General features: G+C 70.2%; 18 protein-coding genes. 15 read left to right on the top strand and 3 right to left on the bottom strand.

Annotated elements, in window-relative coordinates:
• The first annotated feature begins 33 nt into the window (after positions 1-33).
• Both nirD and Psi01_RS35120 read left to right on the top strand, forming a co-directional pair.
• The gene (gene nirD / locus Psi01_RS35125) at positions 34-399 is read left to right on the top strand and encodes a nitrite reductase small subunit NirD (protein ID WP_204068467.1); all 366 of its coding nucleotides are present in this window, start codon (positions 34-36) and stop codon (positions 397-399) included.
• Complete coding sequence (locus Psi01_RS35120; RefSeq protein ID WP_204068466.1) at positions 396-1,574, top strand: uroporphyrinogen-III synthase; 1,179 nt, start codon at positions 396-398, stop codon at positions 1,572-1,574. Before nirD ends, Psi01_RS35120 begins: the two co-directional genes overlap by 4 nt.
• Here the strand turns inward: Psi01_RS35120 and Psi01_RS35115 are convergent.
• The 3 genes from Psi01_RS35115 to Psi01_RS35105 all read right to left on the bottom strand — a co-directional run bounded on the left by Psi01_RS35115 (position 1,519) and on the right by Psi01_RS35105 (position 3,868).
• Positions 1,519-2,061, bottom strand: coding sequence for a hypothetical protein (locus tag Psi01_RS35115; RefSeq protein ID WP_204068465.1), 543 nt, complete (start codon positions 2,059-2,061; stop codon positions 1,519-1,521). The genes Psi01_RS35120 and Psi01_RS35115 overlap by 56 nt on opposite strands.
• Before the next feature lie 413 nt (positions 2,062-2,474).
• Positions 2,475-3,329 (bottom strand): PAC2 family protein, encoded by an 855-nt coding sequence (locus tag Psi01_RS35110; protein ID WP_204068464.1) that lies wholly within the window; start codon positions 3,327-3,329, stop codon positions 2,475-2,477.
• 80 nt (positions 3,330-3,409) lie between these two features.
• A complete protein-coding gene (locus tag Psi01_RS35105; RefSeq protein ID WP_204068463.1) occupies positions 3,410-3,868 on the bottom strand; it encodes a universal stress protein in 459 nt (152 codons plus the stop codon).
• 142 nt (positions 3,869-4,010) lie between these two features.
• On the opposite strand from Psi01_RS35105, the gene metH reads away from it, so the two are divergent.
• The 13 genes from metH to Psi01_RS35040 all read left to right on the top strand — a co-directional run bounded on the left by metH (position 4,011) and on the right by Psi01_RS35040 (position 21,377).
• The gene (metH, locus tag Psi01_RS35100) at positions 4,011-7,475 is read left to right on the top strand and encodes a methionine synthase (RefSeq protein WP_204068462.1); all 3,465 of its coding nucleotides are present in this window, start codon (positions 4,011-4,013) and stop codon (positions 7,473-7,475) included.
• A gap of 21 nt (positions 7,476-7,496) precedes the next feature.
• Positions 7,497-8,147: an HAD family hydrolase gene (locus Psi01_RS35095; RefSeq protein ID WP_204068461.1), complete on the top strand. Its 651-nt coding sequence runs from the start codon at positions 7,497-7,499 to the stop codon at positions 8,145-8,147.
• A gap of 159 nt (positions 8,148-8,306) precedes the next feature.
• Positions 8,307-8,825, top strand: coding sequence for a cellulose synthase (locus Psi01_RS35090; protein ID WP_204068460.1), 519 nt, complete (start codon positions 8,307-8,309; stop codon positions 8,823-8,825).
• Positions 8,826-9,088: 263 nt separating this feature from the next.
• Complete coding sequence (locus tag Psi01_RS35085) at positions 9,089-10,099, top strand: ABC transporter permease (protein WP_204068459.1); 1,011 nt, start codon at positions 9,089-9,091, stop codon at positions 10,097-10,099.
• A gap of 60 nt (positions 10,100-10,159) precedes the next feature.
• Positions 10,160-11,932: an ABC transporter substrate-binding protein gene (locus Psi01_RS35080; protein ID WP_204068458.1), complete on the top strand. Its 1,773-nt coding sequence runs from the start codon at positions 10,160-10,162 to the stop codon at positions 11,930-11,932.
• Between the two features lie 80 nt (positions 11,933-12,012).
• Positions 12,013-13,026 carry an ABC transporter permease gene (locus Psi01_RS35075; protein ID WP_204068457.1) on the top strand — a complete coding sequence of 338 codons (1,014 nt, stop codon included), beginning with the start codon at positions 12,013-12,015 and terminating at the stop codon, positions 13,024-13,026.
• On the top strand, positions 13,023-14,078 hold the full coding sequence (locus Psi01_RS35070; RefSeq protein ID WP_204068456.1) for an ABC transporter ATP-binding protein: 1,056 nt from the start codon (positions 13,023-13,025) through the stop codon (positions 14,076-14,078). Before Psi01_RS35075 ends, Psi01_RS35070 begins: the two co-directional genes overlap by 4 nt.
• A gap of 64 nt (positions 14,079-14,142) precedes the next feature.
• Positions 14,143-15,237 carry an ABC transporter ATP-binding protein gene (locus Psi01_RS35065; RefSeq protein WP_275424636.1) on the top strand — a complete coding sequence of 365 codons (1,095 nt, stop codon included), beginning with the start codon at positions 14,143-14,145 and terminating at the stop codon, positions 15,235-15,237.
• 311 nt (positions 15,238-15,548) lie between these two features.
• Positions 15,549-17,225, top strand: a complete 1,677-nt coding sequence (locus Psi01_RS35060) for an ABC transporter substrate-binding protein (protein WP_204068455.1) — start codon at positions 15,549-15,551, stop codon at positions 17,223-17,225.
• 3 nt (positions 17,226-17,228) lie between these two features.
• The gene (locus tag Psi01_RS35055; protein ID WP_204068454.1) at positions 17,229-18,233 is read left to right on the top strand and encodes an ABC transporter permease; all 1,005 of its coding nucleotides are present in this window, start codon (positions 17,229-17,231) and stop codon (positions 18,231-18,233) included.
• Positions 18,234-18,336: 103 nt separating this feature from the next.
• Positions 18,337-19,233: an ABC transporter permease gene (locus tag Psi01_RS35050; protein ID WP_204068453.1), complete on the top strand. Its 897-nt coding sequence runs from the start codon at positions 18,337-18,339 to the stop codon at positions 19,231-19,233.
• Between the two features lie 3 nt (positions 19,234-19,236).
• Positions 19,237-20,229 (top strand): ABC transporter ATP-binding protein, encoded by a 993-nt coding sequence (locus Psi01_RS35045; RefSeq protein WP_204068452.1) that lies wholly within the window; start codon positions 19,237-19,239, stop codon positions 20,227-20,229.
• Positions 20,226-21,377, top strand: a complete 1,152-nt coding sequence (locus tag Psi01_RS35040) for an ABC transporter ATP-binding protein (protein WP_204068451.1) — start codon at positions 20,226-20,228, stop codon at positions 21,375-21,377. Before Psi01_RS35045 ends, Psi01_RS35040 begins: the two co-directional genes overlap by 4 nt.
• Positions 21,378-21,389: the final 12 nt, after the last annotated feature.

The following is a 21,389-nucleotide window of genomic DNA, read 5'->3' as shown; positions in this document are numbered from 1 at the left end:
CATAGCAGTCACAGCAGAAGGAAGGATTGCCCGATGACCGTCCTGAGTGAAGACCTGCGCGCGAGCCGGGAGGGAGCCGGCTGGACCAGGATCTGCGCCTACACTGACCTGCTGCCCGAGCGCGGGGTCTGCGCGCTGGTGGACGGCCACCAGATCGCGGTCTTCCGCACCTTCGACGGCGCGCTGTACGCGGTCGGCAACCGCGACCCCTTCAGCGGGGCGTTCGTCCTGTCGCGGGGGATCGTGGGCAGCCGCGGCGATGAGCCCACCGTCTCCTCGCCCATGCACAAGCAGGTCTTCTCGCTGGTCAGCGGGGAGTGCCTGGACGATCCGGCGGTGGCCCTGCCGACCTATGGGATCCGCGTCGCCGGCGACGCGGTGGAGGTGAACGTGCTGTGAGCGTCTCCGTTTTGGAGGGGGCCGAAGCGACGCCCGAGACGGCGCCGGACGCGCTGGCGGGCTTCACGATCGGAGTGACCGCCACCCGGCGGCGCGAGGAGTTCTGCGCGCTGCTGGAACGGCGGGGCGCCCGGGTGGTGCAGGCGCCGGCGATCCGGCTGGTGCCGCTGGCCGAGGACGCCGACCTGCTGGCCGCGACCAGGGAGAGCCTGGCCGGGCCGATCGACGACGTGGTGGTCACCACCGGAGTCGGATTCCGCGGCTGGATGGCCGCGGCCGAGGGCTGGGGCCTGTCGGCGGACCTGGCGGCGCACCTGACCTCCGCCAGACTGCTGACCCGGGGGCCCAAGGCGCGCGGCGCGGTCAGGGCCGCCGGGCTGAACGACCACTGGACCCCGGCGACCGAGTCGTGCGAGGAGGTCAAGCAGTACCTGCTGGCCCAGGACCTGAACGGCCGGCGGATCGCCGTGCAGCTGCACGGGGAGCCGCTGACCGGCTTCGTCGCGGCGCTGCGCGAGGCGGGGGCCGAGGTCATCGAGGTGCCGGTCTACCGGTGGCTGCCCTACCGCGACCCCTCGCCGCTGCGGCGCCTGATCAGCCAGGCGATCTCCGGCGGGGTGGACGCGGTGGCCTTCACCAGCGCCCCGGCGGTGCTGGCCATGCTGAACGCGGCCCGCGCCGACGGCCTGGAGGACGCGCTGCTGGCGGCCTTCGCCGGCTCGGTCGTGGCGGCCTGCGTGGGCCCGGTCACCGCCGGGCCGCTGGAGGCGCGCGGGGTGCGGACCGTCCAGCCGGAGCGCGCCCGCCTGGGCGGGCTGGCCCGCACGCTGGCCCGGTACCTGCCCGAGCACAGCGTCACCCGCCTGGTCGCCGGCGGTCACGCGCTGGAGATCCGCGGCCACGCCGTCGCGGTGGACGGCGAGCTCAAGCCGCTGCCGCCGGCCCCGATGGCCGTGCTCAAGCGCCTGGCCGACAAGCCCGGTCACGTGGTGGCCCGCTCCGAGCTGCGGACCGTGCTGCCGGGCGGGCCGTCGCGCGACTCGGCCGAGCACGCCGTCGAGATGGCCATCACCCGGCTCCGCCGCGCCCTGGGGCCCGCGGGGATCGTCGAGACGGTCGTCAAGAGGGGCTATCGCCTGGCGTGCGACCGGGAGGTTCCAGCCGCAGCTCCCTGATGATCTCCTCGGCGCTGTCGTCACGCGAGGGGACGAAGTCGGTGCCGACGAACAGCTCGTAGTAGGCGTGGCGGAAGCACCCGGCGAGCAGCAGCCGGGCGCTGGCCAGCGGGTCCACCTCCGGGGAGACCCGCCCCTCGCGCTGTTCGGCCGCCAGGTACTCGGTCAGCGGGATGACCTCCGACAGCGGGCCGAGCTCGCTGTGCCGCATGGCCTGGCGGAAGCGGACGGTGACCGAGGGGGAGGTGAAGGCCGGCAGCGCCGCCGACTGCACCTCCGCGTAGTAGTCGATGCCCGCGCGCGCGATGGGCAGGAGATTATCGTTCACCCGCCCCTTGCCGACCAGATGCATGAGGTCGTCGAGGATCTTCAGCCAGAGCGGGAGTCTGTCCTGGAGCAGGGCGAGGAACATGTCGACCGCCTGGCCGGGTGTGCCCGAGCCGCGCAGGCCCTGGTACGCACCGCCCTGGTCGTCCTCGCGTTTCATGAATACGGCCATCTCAAGAACGCGGCGTCGCGTCTCCTGTGCTTTCTGGTGCGGGTCGAGCTGGGGAGTCGCCATGGTTGCCCTAACGTGCGCAGTCACATGGACAAGGTTCGGCGTGGTGATGGCGCCATTCATCGATGTTTATCGAGCCGTGTTTCTCCTGGTGGCGTAACCGTTGTCGCGGGCCGTCGCGAACCGGGCACGACCCGGCCGGAACGGCTGGAGACTGATTATTACTCGGAACCGGTGCGAAATGGTGTAAATGCCGGTAACTATGTGCTGTGTGTTTTTTCAGCCGACCGTGACGGGCAACCGGCGGGCCGCAGAAGTGCAGGCGGCGGCCGGTCCGGCCGCCGGAGCCGTGGTCGCGGGCGCTTCCAGTTATCCGATAACGGGTGGTTCTAGCCGTCGGACTAGCCGTCGGAGCCGCGGTCGCGGCGGCGCAGATAACGCTCGAACTCCGCGGCGATGGCGTCGCCGCTCGCCTCGGGCAGCTGGGTGGCGTCCTTGCGCTCCTCCAGCTCCCTGACGTAGTCGGCGACCTCGGTGTCCTGGGCGGCCAGCTCGTCCACGCCGTGCTCCCAGGCCCTGGACTCCTCGGCCAGGTCGCCCAGCGGCATCGGGATGTCGAGCAGGTCCTCCATCCGGCTCAGCAGGGCCAGGGTCGCCTTGGGGTTGGGGGGCTGGGCCACGTAGTGCGGGACCGAGGCCCACAGCGAGACCGCGGGCAGGCCCGCGGCGCCGAAGGCCTGCTGCAGGACGCCGACGATGCCGGTGGGCCCCTCGTAGCGGGTCAGCTCCAGGTTGATCGCCCGGGCCAGCCCCTCGTCGGTCGCCGCGCCGACGATCGGGACGGGGCGGGTGTGCGGGGAGTCGTTGAGCAGCGCGCCGAGCAGCACCGCCAGCTCCACGCCCAGCTCGCGGCAGACCAGGATGATCTCCTCGCAGAACGAGCGCCAGCGCATGTTGGGCTCGATGCCGCGCAGCAGGACGACGTCACGGTTGCTGCCCGGCGGCCTGGCGACCGAGAGCCTGGTGGTGGGCCAGGTGATCGACCGGGTCAGCCCGTCGCCCATCTCGACGATCGGGCGGGTGACCTGGAAGTCGTAGTAGTCCTCGGGGTCGAAGGAGGCGATCTCGGTGGCCTTCCACTCTGTCTCCAGGTGGGCGATCACGCCGCTCGAGGCCTCGCCCGCGTCGTTCCACCCCTCGAACGCGGCGATCAGCACGGGGTCGACGAGCTCGGGCAGACCTTCGAGTTCGATCACGCGCCGCCTCCTCTTTCGCATCTCGTCTTCGCTTCCCACCGTGCCCCCGGCTAAGCCTATGCGCTGAGAGGGCTTCCGTGTCACCTCCCCGAGGTGGTGCGGACGATCAGCACGTCACAGCCCGCGCGGTGCGAGACGGCCGAGGGCACCGAGCCGAGCAGCCGCCCCGCCAGGCTGTTGAGCCCCCGGTTGCCGACGACCAGGAGATCGGCTCCGTGCCTGCCGGCCAGGGACACCAGCGCGTCGACCGGGTCGCCCTCCTCGGCCAGCAGTTCGATCTTCCGGGCCCCGGCGGCGACGGCGTGCTCGCGGGCGGCCCGCAGCGCGTCGTCGGCCGGGGTGGAGCCGCTGACCTTGTAGGACAGCTCACCCAGGGCGTCGGCCGCGGCGGCGCGCTCGCGCTCGCGCATCGGCAGGTAGGCGCAGGCCAGCAGGAGGGTGGCGTCGGTCGCGGACGCCAGGGCGGCGGCCGCGGTGACCGCGCGGAAGGAGGAGGGGGAGCCGTCGGTGCCGACGAGGATGGTCTGGTAGCTCGCCATCGGATGCCTCGCAGAGGGGTCGGATCCGGGGCACGCCGCGCGGACGGCCTGCCGGGATCGCGGGCACGGAAGGCAATTGGACACCGAGTTCAATTGCCTCCATGAACGATAGCGTCCAGCCGGATCCCAGTAAGCTTCCCCTATGACAACTGCACCGTCCTTCCGTGAAGTCCTGGCCGAGCGCGTGATGGTCGCCGACGGAGCGATGGGGACGATGTTGCAGGCCCACGAGGTCACGCTCGACGACTTCGAGGGTCACGAGGGCTGCAACGAGGTGCTCAACGTCACCCGCCCCGACATCGTCCGGGCCGTGCACGACGCCTACTTCGAGGTCGGCGTCGACTGCGTGGAGACCAACACCTTCGGCGCCAACCTCGCCGCCCTGGGCGAGTACGACATCGCCGAGCGCGTCTTCGCCTACTCGGAGGCCGGGGCCCGCGTGGCCCGCCAGTCCGCCGACCACTGGTCCACCCCGGACCGGCCGCGCTTCGTGCTCGGCTCCATGGGCCCGGGCACCAAGCTGCCGACCCTGGGGCACAAGCCGTACGCCGAGCTGCGCGACGCCTACTACGACAACGCCGCCGGCCTGATCTCCGGCGGCGCCGACGCGCTGATCATCGAGACCTGCCAGGACCTGCTCCAGGTCAAGGCCGCGGTCGTCGGCGCGCGCCGGGCCATCGCCGACGCGGGCCGCGACGTGCCGATCATCGCCCAGGTCACCATCGAGACCAACGGCGCGATGCTGCTCGGCTCGGAGATCGGCGCGGCGCTCACCGCGATCGAGCCGCTCGGCGTCGACGTCATCGGCCTCAACTGCGCCACCGGCCCGGCCGAGATGAGCGAGCACCTGCGCTACCTGTCGCGGCACGCGCGGGTGCGCCTGTCGTGCATGCCCAACGCCGGCCTGCCGGTGCTGACCTCCGACGGCGCCTACTACCCGCTCAGCCCGGACGAGCTGGCCGACGCGCACGACGCCTTCACCGGCTCCTTCGGCCTGTCGATCGTCGGCGGCTGCTGCGGCACCACCCCCGAGCACCTGCGCAAGGTGGTCGAGCGGGTCCGGGGCCGCGAGGTGGCCGCCCGCCGCCCGCGCCCGGAGGCCGGGGCCTCCTCGCTCTACCAGCACGTGCCCTTCCGCCAGGACACCTCCTACCTGGCCGTCGGCGAGCGGACCAACGCCAACGGCTCCAAGGCCTTCCGCGAGGCCATGCTCGCCGGGAACTGGGAGGAGTGCGTCGAGATCGCCCGGGCCCAGGCCCGCGACGGCGCCCACATGCTCGACCTGTGCGTCGACTACGTCGGCCGCGACGGCGCGGACGACATGCGCGAGCTGGCCTTCCGCTTCGCCACCGCCTCCACGTTGCCGATCATGCTCGACTCCACCGAGCCCGCCGTGCTGGAGGCCGGCCTGGAGATGCTCGGCGGCCGCGCGATCGTCAACTCGGTCAACTACGAGGACGGCGACGGCCCCGACTCCCGCTTCACCAAGATCATGAAGCTGGTCCGCGAGCACGGCGCCGCGGTGGTCGCGCTGACCATCGACGAGGAGGGCCAGGCCCGCACCGCCGAGCACAAGGTCCGCATCGCCACCCGCCTCATCGAGGACCTGACCGGCAACTGGGGGGTGCGGGTCGAGGACATCGTCGTCGACTGCCTGACCTTCCCGATCGCCACCGGCCAGGAGGAGACCCGGCGCGACGGACTGGAGACCATCGAGGCCATCGCCGAGATCAAGCGACGCTACCCGACGGTGCAGACCACCCTGGGGCTGTCCAACATCTCCTTCGGCCTCAACCCGGCCGCCCGCATGGTGCTCAACAGCGTCTTCCTCAACGAGTGCGTCAACGCCGGGCTGGACTCGGCGATCGCGCACGCCTCCAAGATCCTGCCGATGGCGCGCATCCCCGACGAGCAGCGCCAGGTCGCCCTCGACATGGTCTACGACCGGCGCCGCGAGGGCTACGACCCGCTGCAGCGGTTCATGGAGCTGTTCGAGGGCGTCGACGCCGCCGCCATGAAGGCGGGCAAGGCGGAGGAGCTGGCCGCGCTGCCGCTGTGGGAGCGGCTCAAGCGCCGCATCATCGACGGCGAGCGCAAGGGCCTGGAGGCCGACCTGGACGAGGCGCTGGCCCAGCGGCCCGCCCTGGAGATCGTCAACGACGTGCTGCTGGACGGCATGAAGACCGTCGGCGAGCTGTTCGGCTCCGGCCAGATGCAGCTGCCGTTCGTGCTGCAGTCGGCCGAGGTGATGAAGGCCGCCGTGGCCTACCTGGAGCCGCACATGGAGCGGGTCGAGGGCGAGACCAAGGGCCGCATCGTGCTGGCGACCGTCAAGGGCGACGTGCACGACATCGGCAAGAACCTGGTCGACATCATCCTGTCCAACAACGGCTACGAGGTCGTCAACCTCGGCATCAAGCAGCCGGTCTCGGCGATCCTGGAGGCCGCCGAGGAGCACCGGGCCGACGTCATCGGCATGTCCGGGCTGCTCGTCAAGTCCACGGTGATCATGAAGGAGAACCTGGAGGAGATGAACGCCCGGGGCATCGCCGACCGGTTCCCCGTGCTGCTGGGCGGGGCGGCGCTGACCCGCGCCTACGTCGAGCAGGACCTCGCCGAGCTGTTCCGGGGCGAGGTCCGCTACGCCCGCGACGCCTTCGAGGGCCTGCGCCTGATGGACGCCTTCATGGCGGTCAAGCGCGGCGAGGAGGGCGCCTCCCTGCCGCCGCTGCGCCAGCGCCGCGTCAAGACCGGCGCGGTCCTGCAGCGCACCGCGGTGGAGGACCTGCCCGCCCGCTCCGACGTGGCCGCCGACAACCCGGTCCCGGTCGCGCCGTTCTACGGCGACCGGATCGTCAAGGGCATCCCGCTGGCCGACTACGCCGCCTTCCTGGACGAGCGCGCCACCTTCATGGGCCAGTGGGGCCTGAAGGCCGCCCGCGGCGGCGAGGGACCCTCCTACGAGGAGCTGGTCGAGAACGAGGGACGGCCGCGCCTGCGGATGTGGCTGGAGCGCATGCAGACCGAGGGCCTGCTGGAGGCGGCCGTGGTCTACGGCTACTTCCCGTGCGTCAGCGACGGCGACTCGCTGATCATCCTCGACGAGGCGGGCGGCGAGCGCACCCGCTTCACCTTCCCGCGCCAGCGCCGCGACCGGCACCTGTGCCTGTCCGACTTCTTCCGCCCCAAGGACTCCGGCGAGGTCGACGTGGTCGCCTTCCAGGTCGTCACGATGGGCACCAGGGTCTCCGAGGCCGCCGCCGATCTGTTCGCCAAGGACGCCTACCGCGACTACCTGGAGCTGCACGGCCTGTCGGTGCAGCTCACCGAGGCGCTGGCCGAGTACTGGCACGCCCGGGTCCGCTCGGAGCTGGGCATCGGCGGGAACGAGTCGCTGGACGACATGCTCAAGGTCAACATCAACGGCTGCCGCTACTCCTTCGGCTACCCGGCCTGCCCCAACCTCGAGGACCAGGTCCAGCTGATGGGGCTGCTGGATCCCGAGCGGATCGGGGTCAAGCTGTCGGAGGAGTTCCAGCTCCATCCCGAGCAGTCGACCTCCGCCCTGATCGTCCACCACCCCGAGGCCAGCTACTTCAACGTCTGATCAGGAAAGGACTCACGGGGGATGGACGCGGTCCTCTTCGACATGGACGGGCTGCTCGTGGACAGCGAGAAGATCTGGTTCCAGGTCGAGACCGAGGTGATGGGACGGCTGGGCGGCGGGTGGACTCCGCTCGACCAGGAGCAGCTGGTGGGCGGCTCCATGCCCGCCACGGTGGCCTACATGCTGCGGGTCTCCGGCTCGTCGGCCGACCCCGGCGACGTGGCGGCCTGGATGCTGGAGGGCATGATCCGCAGGCTCGCCGAGGGCGTGGCGCTGATGCCGGGCGCGGCCGAGCTGCTGGCCGCCGTACGGCGGGCGGGCCTGCCTGCCGCCCTGGTCACCTCCTCCTCACGGGAGATCGCCGAGGCCTGCCTGCAGAGCATCGGCAGGCACAACTTCGACCGGCTGGTGACCGGTGACGACGTGACGCGGCCCAAGCCCGACCCGGAGCCCTACCTGACGGCCGCCCGGCTGCTCGGCGCGGACCCGGCCCGCTGCGTCGCGCTGGAGGACTCCCCGAACGGGGTGGCGGCGGCCACCGCCGCCGGATGCCGGGTGGTGGCGGTGCCGAGCGTGCTGCCGATCCCGCACGCCCCCGGCCGCCTCGTCGTCACCTCCCTGCACGAGATCGACGTCGAGACTCTGCGGGAGCTGTCGGCCCGCGAGGCCTGACCTGCCTGACCTGCCTGACCTGCCTGACCTCCCCGTACGGGACTAGCGCCGGGGGTCAGGGGTACCCCTAGGGGATGATCCCTCCCCAAGGAGGAGAGGCAACCCCGGATCCGCGTGCCAGGATGGAATCCGGTACGCCGATACGAGGGGTGGTCTCCTATGACCTTTGAGCAGATTCCGTGGCTGGCGTTGTGCGCCGGGCTCACCGGGGTAGGTCTCGTGCTGAGCGTCATGCTGCTGCGCCGCCGGGGGGCGGCCGCGGGACTGCGGATGGCGGCGTGGTCACTGCTGCCGGTGGCGGCCTACCTGACGGGCGCCCTGCCGACCCTGTGGCAGATCGGCACCGCGGTCACCGGTTTCGTCACCGGGCTGGTGCTGAACCCGATGGTCTGGGCGGGCGTGGCCGTGGCCGGCCTGTCGCTGGTGCTGTTCATGGTCTCGGGGGTGCTGAGGGCGCGCCGCCTGTCGTCGGCGCGGGACTCCGCGCCCTCCGCCGCCACGCCCGCCGCCACCGCGAAGCCGGCCAGGCCCGCGGTGCCGTCCGGACAGGGCACCGCCGTCACCCAGCCCCTGCCGCAGCGCACGCCCGGCGCGGCTCCCCGGCCCGGTGCCAAGAAGAGCGACGACGACGATTTCTCGGACATCGAGGCCATCCTGAAGCGGCGCGGGATCGGGTGATGCCGGATCCGGTTCTGGGACTGTCACAAAATCAAGACAGAAGCGGAACGACTCCTGGACATTCTCTTCAAGATCAAAACGAATGAATTTCACGTGAATCACAGTTAAGCCACATAGTGCCCTAAAGTACTGGTCAGTGCAGATCAGCCCATAGATTCTCCGGAACGGGACTGAGAAAACAGACCCGTAGACTCAGGGCGCGAGACCCCAACCCGGGGGCGCGTTCATCGGACAACGTCGTCTGGGATCCAGGGGGCCACTGTATGACCGCACCGCTCGATGTCTCAGGGCAGGCCTTGGAGGCCCAGCCTGAGGCCGTGCTAGAGGGAGCGGGCGGAAAGGCCATCGAAGGCCGTTCGCTCGGGCAGATCGCATGGATGCGACTGAAGCGCGACAAGGCCGCCATCGCTGGCGCCATCGTCGTGGTCTTCCTGACGCTGATCGCCATCTTCGCCGAACGCCCGTTCGGCGGGCTGATCGCACTGTTCGGCGACCCGCCGAACCTGCCCAACAATGACCTCATCGACCCGCTGACCAGCGCCCCCATCGGGGCCTGGGGCGGCATCAGCCTGGAGCACCCCTTCGGCCTGGAGCCGGTCAACGGCCGCGACATCTTCGCCCGCATCCTGTCCGGCGCGCAGATCTCGCTGCTGGTCGCCTTCCTGGCCACGCTGGTCTCCGTGGTGCTGGGCTCCCTGCTGGGCATGCTGGCCGGTTTCTTCGGCGGCTGGGCCGACACCTTCATCAGCCGCCTGATGGACATCTTCCTGGCCTTCCCGCTGCTGCTGTTCGCGATCGCCATCGTCGGCGCCGTCCCGGACGAGGCGCTCGGCCTCAAGGGCAACTCGCTGCGCATCGCGGTGATCGTGTTCATCATCGGCTTCTTCAACTGGCCCTACATCGCGCGCATCGTGCGAGGCCAGACCCTGTCGCTGCGGGAACGCGAGTTCGTCGACGCGGCGCGGTCGCTGGGCGCGGGCAACAGCTACATCATCTTCAAGGAAGTCTTCCCGAACCTGGTGGCACCGATCCTGGTGTACTCCACGCTGCTCATCCCCACGAACATCCTGTTCGAGGCGGCGCTGTCGTTCCTGGGCGTCGGCGTGGCCGAGCCGCAGGCCTCCTGGGGCGGCATGCTGACCCGCGCGGTCGACTACTACCAGACGGCGCCGCACTTCATGATCGTCCCCGGCCTCGCGATCTTCATCACCGTGATGGCCTTCAACCTGCTGGGAGACGGGCTCAGAGACGCCCTCGACCCGCGTGCCCGGTAGCGGTAAACGCTTCCGTTCTTCGATATCACCGTCACTCATGACAAGGGGTGTACAACCACGATGAGGAAGACCAAGGCTCTGGCGCTCGCCGCGCTGGGCACCGCGCTGACCATGGGCCTGGCCGCCTGTGGCGGGACCGCCGGCGGCGGCAACAACAACACCGGAACCGGCAACACCGGCGCGGCCTCCACCGCCAAGCACAACGACGGCTACACCAAGGTCGTCAACCCCTCCGACGCCAAGGGCGGCACCCTCAAGTTCGCCTACTCCGACGAGCCTGACTCGATGGACCCGGGCAACACCTACTACGCCTGGAACTGGAACTTCTCGCGTCTGTACGCCCGTCCGCTGCTGACCTACACCGCCGCTCCCGGCGAGGAGGGCCTGAAGCTGGTCCCGGACCTGGCCGAGGGCCTGGGCGAGGCCAGCGAGGACGGCAAGACCTGGACCTACAAGCTCAAGAAGGGCATCAAGTACGACGACGGCACGGAGGTCAAGGCCGCGGACGTCAAGTACGCCATCGCCCGCAGCAACTTCAGCGCCGAGCTGACCGACGGTCCGAAGTACTTCGCCGAGTACCTCGACGCCGAGGGCTACGAGGGTCCCTACAAGGACAAGAACCTCGACAACTTCAAGGGCATCGAGACCCCGGACGACTACACCATCGTCTTCAAGCTCAAGGCCCCGTTCTCGGAGTTCGACTTCCTGGTCGCCAACCCGCAGTCGGCCCCCGTGCCGCAGGCCAAGGACACCGGCCTGGAGTACGAGAAGGCCGTCGCCTCGACCGGTCCCTACAAGATGGAGAGCTACGAGGTCGGCAAGCAGCTCAACCTCGTCAAGAACGAGAACTGGGACCCGGCCACCGACACCACCCGCAAGCAGCTGCCGGACCGCATCGAGGTGCAGTTCAAGCAGAACGCCGAGGACATCGACCAGCGTCTGCTGGCCGGCCAGATCCACGCCGACCTCGGTGGCACCGGTGTGCAGCCGGCCGCCCGTGCGAAGATCGTCGCCGACCCCAAGCTGAAGGACTCGACGGACAACCCGTACACGCCCTTCAACCGCTACGCGATGATGTCGACCAAGGTCGCGCCGTTCGACAACATCGACTGCCGCAAGGCCGTGCAGTACGCCACCGACCAGGTCGCCACCCAGGCTCCGTGGGGCGGTCCGCTCGGCGGTGACATCGGCAGCACGCTGATGACCCCGACCACCGTCGGCTACCAGCAGTTCGACCTGTACCCGAACGGCGCCGACAACAAGGGCGACGCGGCCAAGGCCAAGGAGTCCCTGGCGGCCTGCGGCCAGCCGAACGGCTTCGAGACCAACATCGCGGTCCGCGGTGACCGTCCCAAGGAGGTCCAGGTCGCCGAGGCCCTGCAGGCCTCGCTGGACAAGGTCGGCATCAAGGCCACGATCAAGAAGTACCCCTCGGGTGACTGGAGCGCGCAGTACGCCGGCAAGCCGGACTTCGTGCACCAGAACAAGCTGGGCATCATGATCGCCGGTTGGGGCGCCGACTGGCCCTCGGGCTTCGGCTTCCTGTCGCAGATCGTCGACGGTCGCTTCATCAAGGACTCCGGCAACTACAACATGATGGAGCTCAACGACCCGGCCGTTAACGACCTGCTGGACAAGGGCATCCAGACCACCGACGCCGCCGAGCGCAACAAGATCTGGGGCGAGGTCGACAAGAAGGTCATGGAGTCGGCGGCGTTCCTGCCGTTCGTCTACGAGAAGACCCTGCTCTTCCGTCCGTCCACCCTGACCAACGTGTACGTGCACCCGGCCTACGGCATGTACGACTACACGTGGCTCGGCGTCCAGCAGTAGTCCCTTCCTAGCTAGCCAAAGGCAGGTGAAGGCCTAGGGCGCCCGGGAGAGATCCTCCCGGGCGCCCCGGCCGAACGATCGTGGTCGCTTTCATCGTCCGCCGCGTGATCGCCGCCGTGCTGATGCTCGTCATCGTCAGTGTGGCGACGTTCGCGATCTTCTTCCTCATCCCGCGTGCCCTGGGACAGACCCCCGAGGGCATGGCCTCGCGTTACGTCGGGCGGGACGCCACACCCGAGGCGATCCAGGGCGCCGTCAAGAGGCTTCACCTGGATGAGCCGCTCATCGTGCAGTACGGACGGTTCGCCAAGGGCATCGTCGCGGGCCAGGAGTACTCCATCGGCCCCCGCATGGTCGAGTGCCCGGCACCCTGCTTCGGCTACTCCTTCAACAACAACCAGCCGGTCTGGCCGACGTTGATGGACAGGCTCCCGGCGACCCTGTCGCTGGCCATCGGCGCGGCGATCATCTGGCTCGTCGCCGGCGTGAGCATCGGCGTGATCTCGGCGTTGAGACGCGGCACCCTGACCGACCGCCTGGCGATGACGGTGGCGCTGGCCGGCGTCTCCCTGCCGATCTACTTCACCGGCCTGGTCTCGCTGGCCCTGTTCGCCTACACGCTGGGGATCTTCCCCGGCGGCGGCAGCTACACCCCCTTCACCGAGGATCCGGTGATGTGGTTCCAGGCGCTCGTGCTGCCCTGGATCACCCTGGCGTTCCTGTACGCCGCGCTGTACGCCCGGCTCACCCGGGCGGGCATGCTGGAGACCATGGGCGAGGACTACATCCGCACGGCCCGGGCCAAGGGCCTCAAGGAGCGCACGGTGGTCACCAAGCACGCCCTGCGCGCCACGCTGACCCCCATCCTTACGATCTTCGGCCTCGACGTCGGCCTGCTGCTGGGCGGGGCGGTGCTCACCGAGAGCACCTTCTCGATCCCCGGCATCGGCAAGCTGGTCATCGACGCGATCCGGGGCAACGACCTGCCCGTCGTGCTGGGCGTCACCCTGTTCGCGGCCTTCTTCATCGTCCTGGCCAACCTCATCGTGGACGTTCTGTACGCGGTGGTCGACCCGAGGGTGAGGCTGTCATGACGACCCCCTCCGCTTCTCCGGCGCCCGGCTCCTTCCTGGAGCTGCGCGACCTGCGCATCCACTTCCCCACCGAGGACGGCCTGGTCAAGTCCGTCGACGGCCTGTCCTTCAAGCTCGAGCGGGGCAAGACCCTGGGCATCGTGGGCGAGTCGGGTTCGGGCAAGAGCGTGACGAGCCTGGGCATCCTGGGCCTGCACAAGGGCGGCCGGGCGAAGATCTCCGGTGAGATCTGGCTGGACGGCGAGGAGCTCGTCGGCGCCAGCCAGGACCACGTGCGCACGCTGCGCGGCAAGAAGATGGCGATGATCTTCCAGGATCCGCTGTCGTCGATGCACCCGTTCTACACGGTCGGCCAGCAGATCGTCGAGGCGTACCGGATCCACCACAAGGTCAGCAAGGCGGTCGCGCGCAAGCACGCGATCGACATGCTCGGCCGGGTGGGCATCCCGCAGCCCGACAAGCGCGTCGACAGCTTCCCGCACGAGTTCTCCGGCGGCATGCGCCAGCGCGCGATGATCGCCATGGCCCTGTCGTGCGACCCCGAGCTGCTGATCGCCGACGAGCCGACCACCGCCCTCGACGTGACGGTCCAGGCCCAGATCCTGGACCTGATGCTGGACCTGCAGCGCGAGTTCAACTCCGCGCTGATCATCATCACCCACGACCTCGGCGTGGTCGCCGAGCTGTCGGACGACATCCTGGTGATGTACGGCGGCAAGTGCATCGAGTACGGCGCGGCCGAGGACATCTTCTACCGGCCCGAGCACCCCTACACGTGGGGTCTGCTGGGATCGATGCCCCGCCTGGACCGCGAGCCCACCGAGCGGCTGCTGCCGATCAAGGGCACGCCGCCCTCCCTGATCAACGTGCCCTCCGGGTGCGCCTTCAACCCCCGCTGCCCCTACCGGGAGCGCACCGGCGGCAAGGCCACCACCGAGGTGCCGCAGCTGGTGGAGAGCGACGGCGGGCACCTGGTCCGCTGCCACATGCCTCGCGAGGAGCGGCGGGCCATCTGGGAGAACGAGATCAAGCCGATGATGGAGGGCGTGTGAGCGAGCGAAGCGAGCGAGCCATGAACGCAGCAGCATCGCGAACGCGGCCGACGCAGGAGGGCGCGTGAGCGCGGACGAGAAGGGGGGCGTGAGCGTGGGCGCCTCCGACGCGCTGCTGTCCGTCCAGGACCTGAAGAAGCACTTCCCGGTGACCAAGGGCCTGTTCAAGCGCCAGGTCGGCGCGGTCAGGGCGGTCGACGGGGTCAGCTTCGACGTGCGCAGGGGCGAGACGCTGGGACTGGTCGGCGAGTCCGGCTGCGGCAAGAGCACCACCGGCCGCCTGGTGACCCGGCTGCTGGAGCCGACCGGCGGCAAGGTCGTCTTCGACGGTCACGACATCACCCACATGACCCAGCCGAAGATCCGGCCGCTCCGCCGCGACATCCAGATGATCTTCCAGGACCCCTACTCCTCGCTGAACCCGCGCCACACGGTCGGCGCGATCGTCGGCGCGCCCTTCCGCATCCAGGGCATCAAGACGGAGCAGGGCGTCAAGAAGGCGGTCCAGGAGATCCTGGAGCTGGTCGGCCTCAACCCCGAGCACTACAACCGCTACCCGCACGAGTTCTCCGGAGGCCAGCGCCAGCGCATCGGCATCGCCCGCACGCTCGCGCTCAAGCCGAAGCTGATCATCGCCGACGAGCCGGTCTCCGCCCTGGACGTCTCCATCCAGGCCCAGGTGGTCAACCTCCTGGAGGACCTGCAGAACGAGCTCGACCTGACCTACGTCATCGTCGCGCACGACCTGTCGGTCATCCGGCACATCAGCGACCGGGTCGCGGTCATGTACCTCGGCAAGATCGTCGAGCTGGCCGACCGGAAGAACCTGTACGAGTCGCCCATGCACCCGTACACCAACGCGCTGATGTCGGCCGTGCCCATCCCGGACCCGGCCCGGCGCAAGGACCGCGAGCGCATCCGCCTGCAGGGCGACGTGCCCAGCCCGCTCAACCCGCCGCCGGCCTGCCGCTTCCACACCCGGTGCTGGAAGGCCCAGGTGATCTGCAAGACGGAGGAGCCGCCGCTGGTGGAGCTGGCCCCCGGCCACCAGGTGGCCTGCCACTTCCCGGAGAACGCCGACAAGGTGTCGGCCTCCGCGGCTGCGAAGATCGTGCAGAACGTGGACGAGGCCCTGGACCCCAAGAGGCCGGTCGCCTGAGCGTGCTCTGAACACCGTCCGGAGACCCGCCCGGAGACCCGGCCCCGCCGGTCTCCGGTGCCGCGGACCCGGTGAACGCCCGTCCGGTACGGCTCGCGCGAGCCGTACCGGACGGGCGTCCGCGTTTTTCCGGACATGCCGCTCCGCCGATGAAACGCTCCAGGCCTCTTCCGGGTAGCCGACTGTCACATTTGCGCCACAGCCTCAGTCAAGGGGGTGGTCAGCCCTCGCGGCGCCGTGGATCCTGCGATCAACGGGGAGTCCGCACGGCGGCCGTGACTCGGCCGCAAGACGGCGATGAGGTGTGCAGCATGCGACGAGACGGTATGCCCCTACGCAGGTCGGCGGCGGTGATGGCGGGCCTGTCCCTGGCCATCTCGGCGGCGGCCTGCGGCGGAGACGACGCGGAGCCGGGAGCGGGCGGGACGCAGACGGCGGAGGGCTCGTCCTTCATCTTCGCCTCCTCGGCGGACCCGGCCATCCTCGACCCCGCCTTCCACAGCGACGGAGAGTCCTCCCGGGTCACCAACCAGATCTTCGAGACGCTCGTGGCCACCGAGGAGGGCGGCACCGGCGTCGTGCCCGGCCTCGCGGAGAGCTGGCAGGTCAGCAAGGACGCCAAGACCTACACCTTCAAGCTCCGCCAGGGCGTGAAGTTCCACGACGGCGAGCCGTTCAACGCCGCGGCGGTGTGCGCCAACTTCGACCGCTGGTACAACTTCACCGGCCTGGCGCAGGCGGACTCGGTCTCCTACTACTGGGTGACGGTCTTCCGGGGCTTCGCCAAGAACGAGTCCGACACCCTCGGCGAGAGCCTGTACGGCGGCTGCACGGCCAAGGACGAGGGCACGGTCGAGCTCAAGCTCACCGAGCCGTCCGCCGCGGTGCTGTCGGCGCTGACGCTGTCGTCGTTCGCCATCGCCAGCCCCAAGGCGCTCAAGGACTACAACGCCGACCAGGTGAGCGGGACCGCCGAGTCGCCGCAGTTCACCGGGACCTTCGGCACCGAGCACCCGGTCGGCACGGGGCCGTTCAAGTTCGGCAGCTGGACGCGCGGCGACAAGCTGGAGATCGTCCGCAACGACGAGTACTGGGGCGAGAAGGCCAAGCTCAGCAAGATCATATTCCGGCCGATCGAGAAGGCCGCCGACCGGGCGCAGGCGCTGCGCGCCGGATCGGTCCACGCCTTCGACTACGCCGACCCGGCCGACCTGGAGTCGCTGAAGAACGCCGGGGTGCAGGTCCTGGAGCGGGCGCCGTTCAACATGGGCTACCTCGGCTTCAGCCAGCGGACCGAGATCATGCAGAACCAGAAGATCCGCCAGGCGATCGCCCACGCGATCAACCGTGACAACGTCGTGAAGACCAAGTACGCCACCGGCGCCAAGGTCGCCAACGCGTTCATGCCGGACAGCCTGTGGAGCTACACCGAGGACTTCACCAAGTACGACTACAACGTCGACAAGGCCAAGCGGCTCATCGCCGAGTCCGGCGTGTCGAACCCGACGCTGGAGTTCTGCTACCCCAGCGGGGTCAGCCGCGCCTACATGGTCGACCCGGCCGGCAACTTCCAGCTGATGAAGGCCGACCTGGAGGCCGCGGGCTTCAAGGTCACCCCGAAGACCTCGCCGTGGAGCCCCGACTATCTCAACACCACCCAGGCCGGCGACTGCCCGCTGTTCCTGCTGGGCTGGAACGGCGACTTCGGCGACCCGGACAACTTCCTGGGCACGTTCTTCCAGTCCTTCTCCAACCAGTGGTCGTTCAAGAACGAAGAGATCTTCAAGACGCTGAGCGACGCGGAGAAGGAACCCGACCAGGCCAAGCGGGAGGCGCTGTACAAGCAGGCCAACGTCCTGATCGCCGACTTCGTGCCCGGCGTGCCGTACGCGCAGAGCCCCTCGTTCTCGGCCGCGGCCAAGAACGTCCAGGGCTGGGTGCCGAGCCCGGTGCTCAACGACAAGTTCGCCTCGATCTCGCTGAACTGATCGATGCTGCGGTTCGTCGTCAGGCGGCTGACGCTGCTCGTGCCGATCCTGCTGGGACTGTCGATCCTGCTGTTCCTGTGGGTCAGGGCGCTGCCCGGCGGGCCGGCCGAGGCGCTGCTGGGGGAGCGGGCCACACCCGAGGCCGTGGCGCGGGTCAAGCGGCTCTACGGCCTCGACCGGCCCTGGTACGAGCAGTACCTCACCTGGGTGGGCAACGTCTTCCAGGGGGACCTCGGGGTCTCCAGCAGGACGCAGCACCCGGTCGTAGAGGAGCTGCTGCGCACCTTCCCCGCCACGGTGGAGCTCGCCCTCACCGCGATGATCTTCGCGGTGGGGGTGGGCGTGCCGCTGGGCTATCTCGCCGCCCGCCGCCACGGCACCTGGGTCGACCACCTGTCGGTCGCCGGGTCGCTGTTCGGCATCACGATCCCGGTCTTCTTCCTGGGGTACATGCTCAAGTTCGTCTTCGCCGAGAAGCTGGGGATCCTGCCCACCGACGGGCGGCAGGACCCGCTGATCGACGCCGAGCACCCCACCGGGTTCTACGTGCTGGACGGCCTGGTGACCGGCAACCCCGAGGCGGCCTGGGACGCGGTGACGCACCTGATCCTGCCCGCGATCGCCCTGGGCACGATCCCGCTGGCGATCGTGGTGCGCATCACCCGCGCCTCGGTGCTGGACGTGCTCCACGAGGACTACGTGCGCACCGCCGAGGCCAAGGGTCTGCGGCCCGGCACGATCCGCGGGCGGCACGTGCTGCGCAACGCCCTGCTGCCGGTGGTCACGGTGGTGGGCCTGCAGGTCGGCCTGCTGCTGGGCGGCGCGGTGCTGACCGAGACGGTCTTCGCCTTCCCCGGCTTCGGCAAGTTCGTGGCCGACTCGATCGCCGCCAGGGACTACGCGGTCCTGCAGGGGTTCATCCTGTTCACCGCGGTGATCTTCGTTCTGGTCAACCTGCTGGTGGACGTCACCTACGGGCTCGTCGACCCGAGGGTGAGGGCGGCGTGAGCGGGCACCCGTCCGGAGGCGGCGTGAGCGGGCGCCGATCCGGGGATGGCATGGGTGGGAACCGGCCGGACCGGCCGGCGGCCCGCCGGGAGAGGAGCGGCGCATGAGCCTGGCCCAGGTGGAGACCGTCGCCCCCGAGGAGACCGGCGGCGGCCTCGGCAGGGACGCCTGGCGGCGGCTGCGCCGCAACCCCGTCGCGATCGTCGGCGCCATCTTGGTGATCATGTTCGTCGCGCTCGCGCTGCTGGCCCCCTGGCTGGCGCCGTACCCGCCGGACAAGCCGGTCGGCCAGGTCACCCCCACCTCCATCCCCGGCCCCTCGGCCGAGCACTGGTTCGGCCTGGACGACCTGGGCCGCGACGAGTTCTCCCGGGTCCTGTGGGGGGCCCGCTGGTCCCTGGTCATCGGGGTGGTGTCACTGCTGCTGGGCCTGGTCGGCGGGATGGTGCTGGGCCTGCTGGCCGGGGCCTTCGGCGGCTGGGTGGACGGCGTGGTGATGCGCCTGGTCGACATCATGCTGTCGGTTCCCGGCCTGCTGTTCGCCATCGGCATCGCCGCCATGCTCGGCTCGGGCCTGGACGCGGTGATGATCGCCATCGCGGTGGTCAACGTCCCGATCTTCGCCCGGCTGCTGCGCGGCCAGATGCTGGCCCAGCGCCAGTCGGACTACGTGCTGGCCGCCAAGGCGGTGGGGGTACGGCGGCGGCGGATCGTGCTCGGCCACGTCCTGCCCAACTCGCTGACCCCGGTCATCGTGCAGGGCACGCTCACCCTGGCCGTCGCCATCGTGGACGCGGCCGGCCTGGCCTTCCTGGGCCTGTCCAGCAACGACCCGAGCATCCCCGAGTGGGGCCGGATGCTGGCCGACACCCAGCGCTATCTGTCCAGCGCCCCGCTGCTGGCGGTCTTCCCCGGCCTGGCCATCATCATCGCCGCGCTCGGCTTCACCCTGCTGGGCGAGTCGCTGCGCGAGGCCCTCGATCCCAAGTACCGGCGGTGACATGTGACTCTTCTGCGAGTCGAGGACCTGACGGTGGTCTTCCGGCAGCGGGGCCGCCCCGACGTGCGCGCCGTGGACGGCGTCGGCTTCTCGGTGGCCCCCGGCGAGACCGTCGGCCTGGTGGGGGAGTCGGGCTGCGGCAAGTCCGTCACCTCCCTGGCTGTCATGGGGCTGCTGCCCCGGCGCGGCGTGCGGGTGGAGGGGAGCGTGTCCTTCGACGGGACCGAGCTGCTCTCCCTGCCCCCCGACAAGCTGCGCACCCTGCGGGGCAGGGAGCTGGCCGTCGTCTTCCAGGACCCGATGACCTCGCTGAACCCCGTGGTGCCCGTCGGCACGCAGGTGACCGAGGTGCTGGTGCGCCACCGTGGCCTGAACGAGGGCGAAGCCCGCAAAGAGGCCGGGGACCTGCTGCGCAGGGTGGGCATCCCCGACCCCTCCCGGCGGCTGCGGGAGTATCCCCACCAGCTGTCCGGGGGCATGCGGCAGCGGGCGCTCATCGCCACCGCGCTGGCCTGCCGCCCCCGGCTGCTGATCGCCGACGAGCCCACCACGGCGCTGGACGTCACCATCCAGGCGCAGATCCTGGAACTGCTCAAGACGCTGGTGGCCGAGTCCGGGACCGCGCTCATCCTGATCACCCACGATCTGGGCGTGGTCGCCGGGATGTGCGACACCGTCCACGTCATGTACGCCGGCCGCATCGTCGAGCGGGCGTCCCGCCACGACCTGTTCGGCGCGCCCCGCCACCCCTACACCGGCGGCCTGCTCGCCTCGGTGCCCCGCCTGGACCAGCCGCGCGGCACGCGCCTGGAACCCATCGCCGGCTCGCCCCGCGACACCATCCCCTGGGACCGGGGCTGCGCGTTCGCGCCCCGCTGCCCCAACCGGGTGGAGGAGTGCACCTCCGCGACCCCCGAGCTGCTGGGCGGGCACCACGGGCTGCGCTGCTTCAACCCGCTGCGGTCCGGCCCGGTGCGGGAGGTGACCCCCCGATGACCTCCAACGGTACGGCGGAGCCCGGTGAGCCGGCGCCCCCGGACGGCGCCGCGGGATCGGCCGGGCCCGCGCCTTCGAACGGCGCGGCGGTCCCCGGTGAGCCGCTGCTGTCCGTGCGCGGGCTGAAGGTGCACTTCCCCATCCGCAAGGGGACGCTGCTGCAGCGGGTCGTCGGCCACGTGCGCGCCGTGGACGGGGTCGACCTCGAGGTGCGGCGCGGCATGACCTACGGCCTGGTGGGGGAGTCCGGCTGCGGCAAGAGCACCCTGGGCAAGGCCGTGCTGCGCCTGGTCGAGCCCACCGCCGGGACCGTCGTGTTCGACGGCGTCAATCTGGCCCTGCAGGGACCGGAGCCCATGCGCCGCCTGCGGAGGAACATGCAGATGGTCTTCCAGGACCCGCTGGCCAGCCTCGACCCCCGCCAGAGCGTGGAGTCGGCGCTCACCGAGCCGCTGCGCGCCCACGGCTTCCCCGGCGACAGGTCGAAGCGGGTGCGCGAGCTGCTGGACATCGTGGGGCTGCCGGCGGGGGCGGCGGGCCGCTATCCGCACGAGTTCTCCGGAGGGCAGCGCCAGCGCGTCGGCATCGCCAGGGCGATCGCCCTCAACCCCGACCTGATCATCGCCGACGAGCCGGTCTCCGCGCTGGACGTCTCGATCCAGGCGCAGATCGTCAACCTCCTGGAGGATCTGCAGGAGCAGCTCGGCCTGACCTACGTCGTGGTCGCCCACGACCTGGCCGTCGTCCGGCACGTCAGCGACGTCATCGGGGTGATGTACCTGGGCGCGCTGGTGGAGGAGGCCCCCTCCGACGAGCTGTACGCCGAGCCGCTGCACCCCTACACGATCGCCCTGATGTCGGCGATCCCCATCCCGGACCCCGAGGTGGAGGAGCGCAGGCGCAGGATCCTGCTCACCGGCGACCTGCCCTCCCCGGTGGACGTGCCGCCCGGCTGCCGCTTCCACACCCGCTGCCCCTTCCGCCAGCCGACGCGCTGCGCCGAGGAGTCACCGGACCTGCGGGAGATGCGCCCCGGCCGCAAGGTCGCCTGCCACTGGGCGGAGGAGATCGCCACGGGGACGATCCGGGCCGCCGCGAGCGCCCAGGACCCCACCGCCACCGAGGTGGGCGCCCCCGCCGTGCAGTGACCCGCTCCCGCG

It is taken from the genome of Paraplanobispora siamensis, assembly GCF_016863175.1.
Taxonomy (GTDB): Bacteria; Actinomycetota; Actinomycetes; order Streptosporangiales; family Streptosporangiaceae; genus Planobispora; species Planobispora siamensis.
The sequence above is the reverse complement of the archived record's forward strand: the minus strand, read 5'-3'. Positions and strand labels throughout refer to the sequence as shown.

Bases quoted from the DNA above. Each gene is read 5' to 3' on its own strand.
- nirD (WP_204068467.1), top strand. From the start codon at position 34: ATGACCGTCCTGAGTGAAGACCTGCGCGCGAGCCGGGAGGGAGCCGGC.
- Psi01_RS35115 (WP_204068465.1), bottom strand. From the start codon at position 2,061: ATGAAACGCGAGGACGACCAGGGCGGTGCGTACCAGGGCCTGCGCGGC.
- Psi01_RS35105 (WP_204068463.1), bottom strand. From the start codon at position 3,868: ATGGCGAGCTACCAGACCATCCTCGTCGGCACCGACGGCTCCCCCTCC.
- metH (WP_204068462.1), top strand. From the start codon at position 4,011: ATGACAACTGCACCGTCCTTCCGTGAAGTCCTGGCCGAGCGCGTGATG.
- Psi01_RS35095 (WP_204068461.1), top strand. From the start codon at position 7,497: ATGGACGCGGTCCTCTTCGACATGGACGGGCTGCTCGTGGACAGCGAG.
- Psi01_RS35090 (WP_204068460.1), top strand. From the start codon at position 8,307: ATGACCTTTGAGCAGATTCCGTGGCTGGCGTTGTGCGCCGGGCTCACC.
- Psi01_RS35085 (WP_204068459.1), top strand. From the start codon at position 9,089: ATGACCGCACCGCTCGATGTCTCAGGGCAGGCCTTGGAGGCCCAGCCT.
- Psi01_RS35080 (WP_204068458.1), top strand. From the start codon at position 10,160: ATGAGGAAGACCAAGGCTCTGGCGCTCGCCGCGCTGGGCACCGCGCTG.
- Psi01_RS35070 (WP_204068456.1), top strand. From the start codon at position 13,023: ATGACGACCCCCTCCGCTTCTCCGGCGCCCGGCTCCTTCCTGGAGCTG.
- Psi01_RS35060 (WP_204068455.1), top strand. From the start codon at position 15,549: ATGCGACGAGACGGTATGCCCCTACGCAGGTCGGCGGCGGTGATGGCG.
- Psi01_RS35055 (WP_204068454.1), top strand. From the start codon at position 17,229: ATGCTGCGGTTCGTCGTCAGGCGGCTGACGCTGCTCGTGCCGATCCTG.
- Psi01_RS35050 (WP_204068453.1), top strand. From the start codon at position 18,337: ATGAGCCTGGCCCAGGTGGAGACCGTCGCCCCCGAGGAGACCGGCGGC.
- Psi01_RS35040 (WP_204068451.1), top strand. From the start codon at position 20,226: ATGACCTCCAACGGTACGGCGGAGCCCGGTGAGCCGGCGCCCCCGGAC.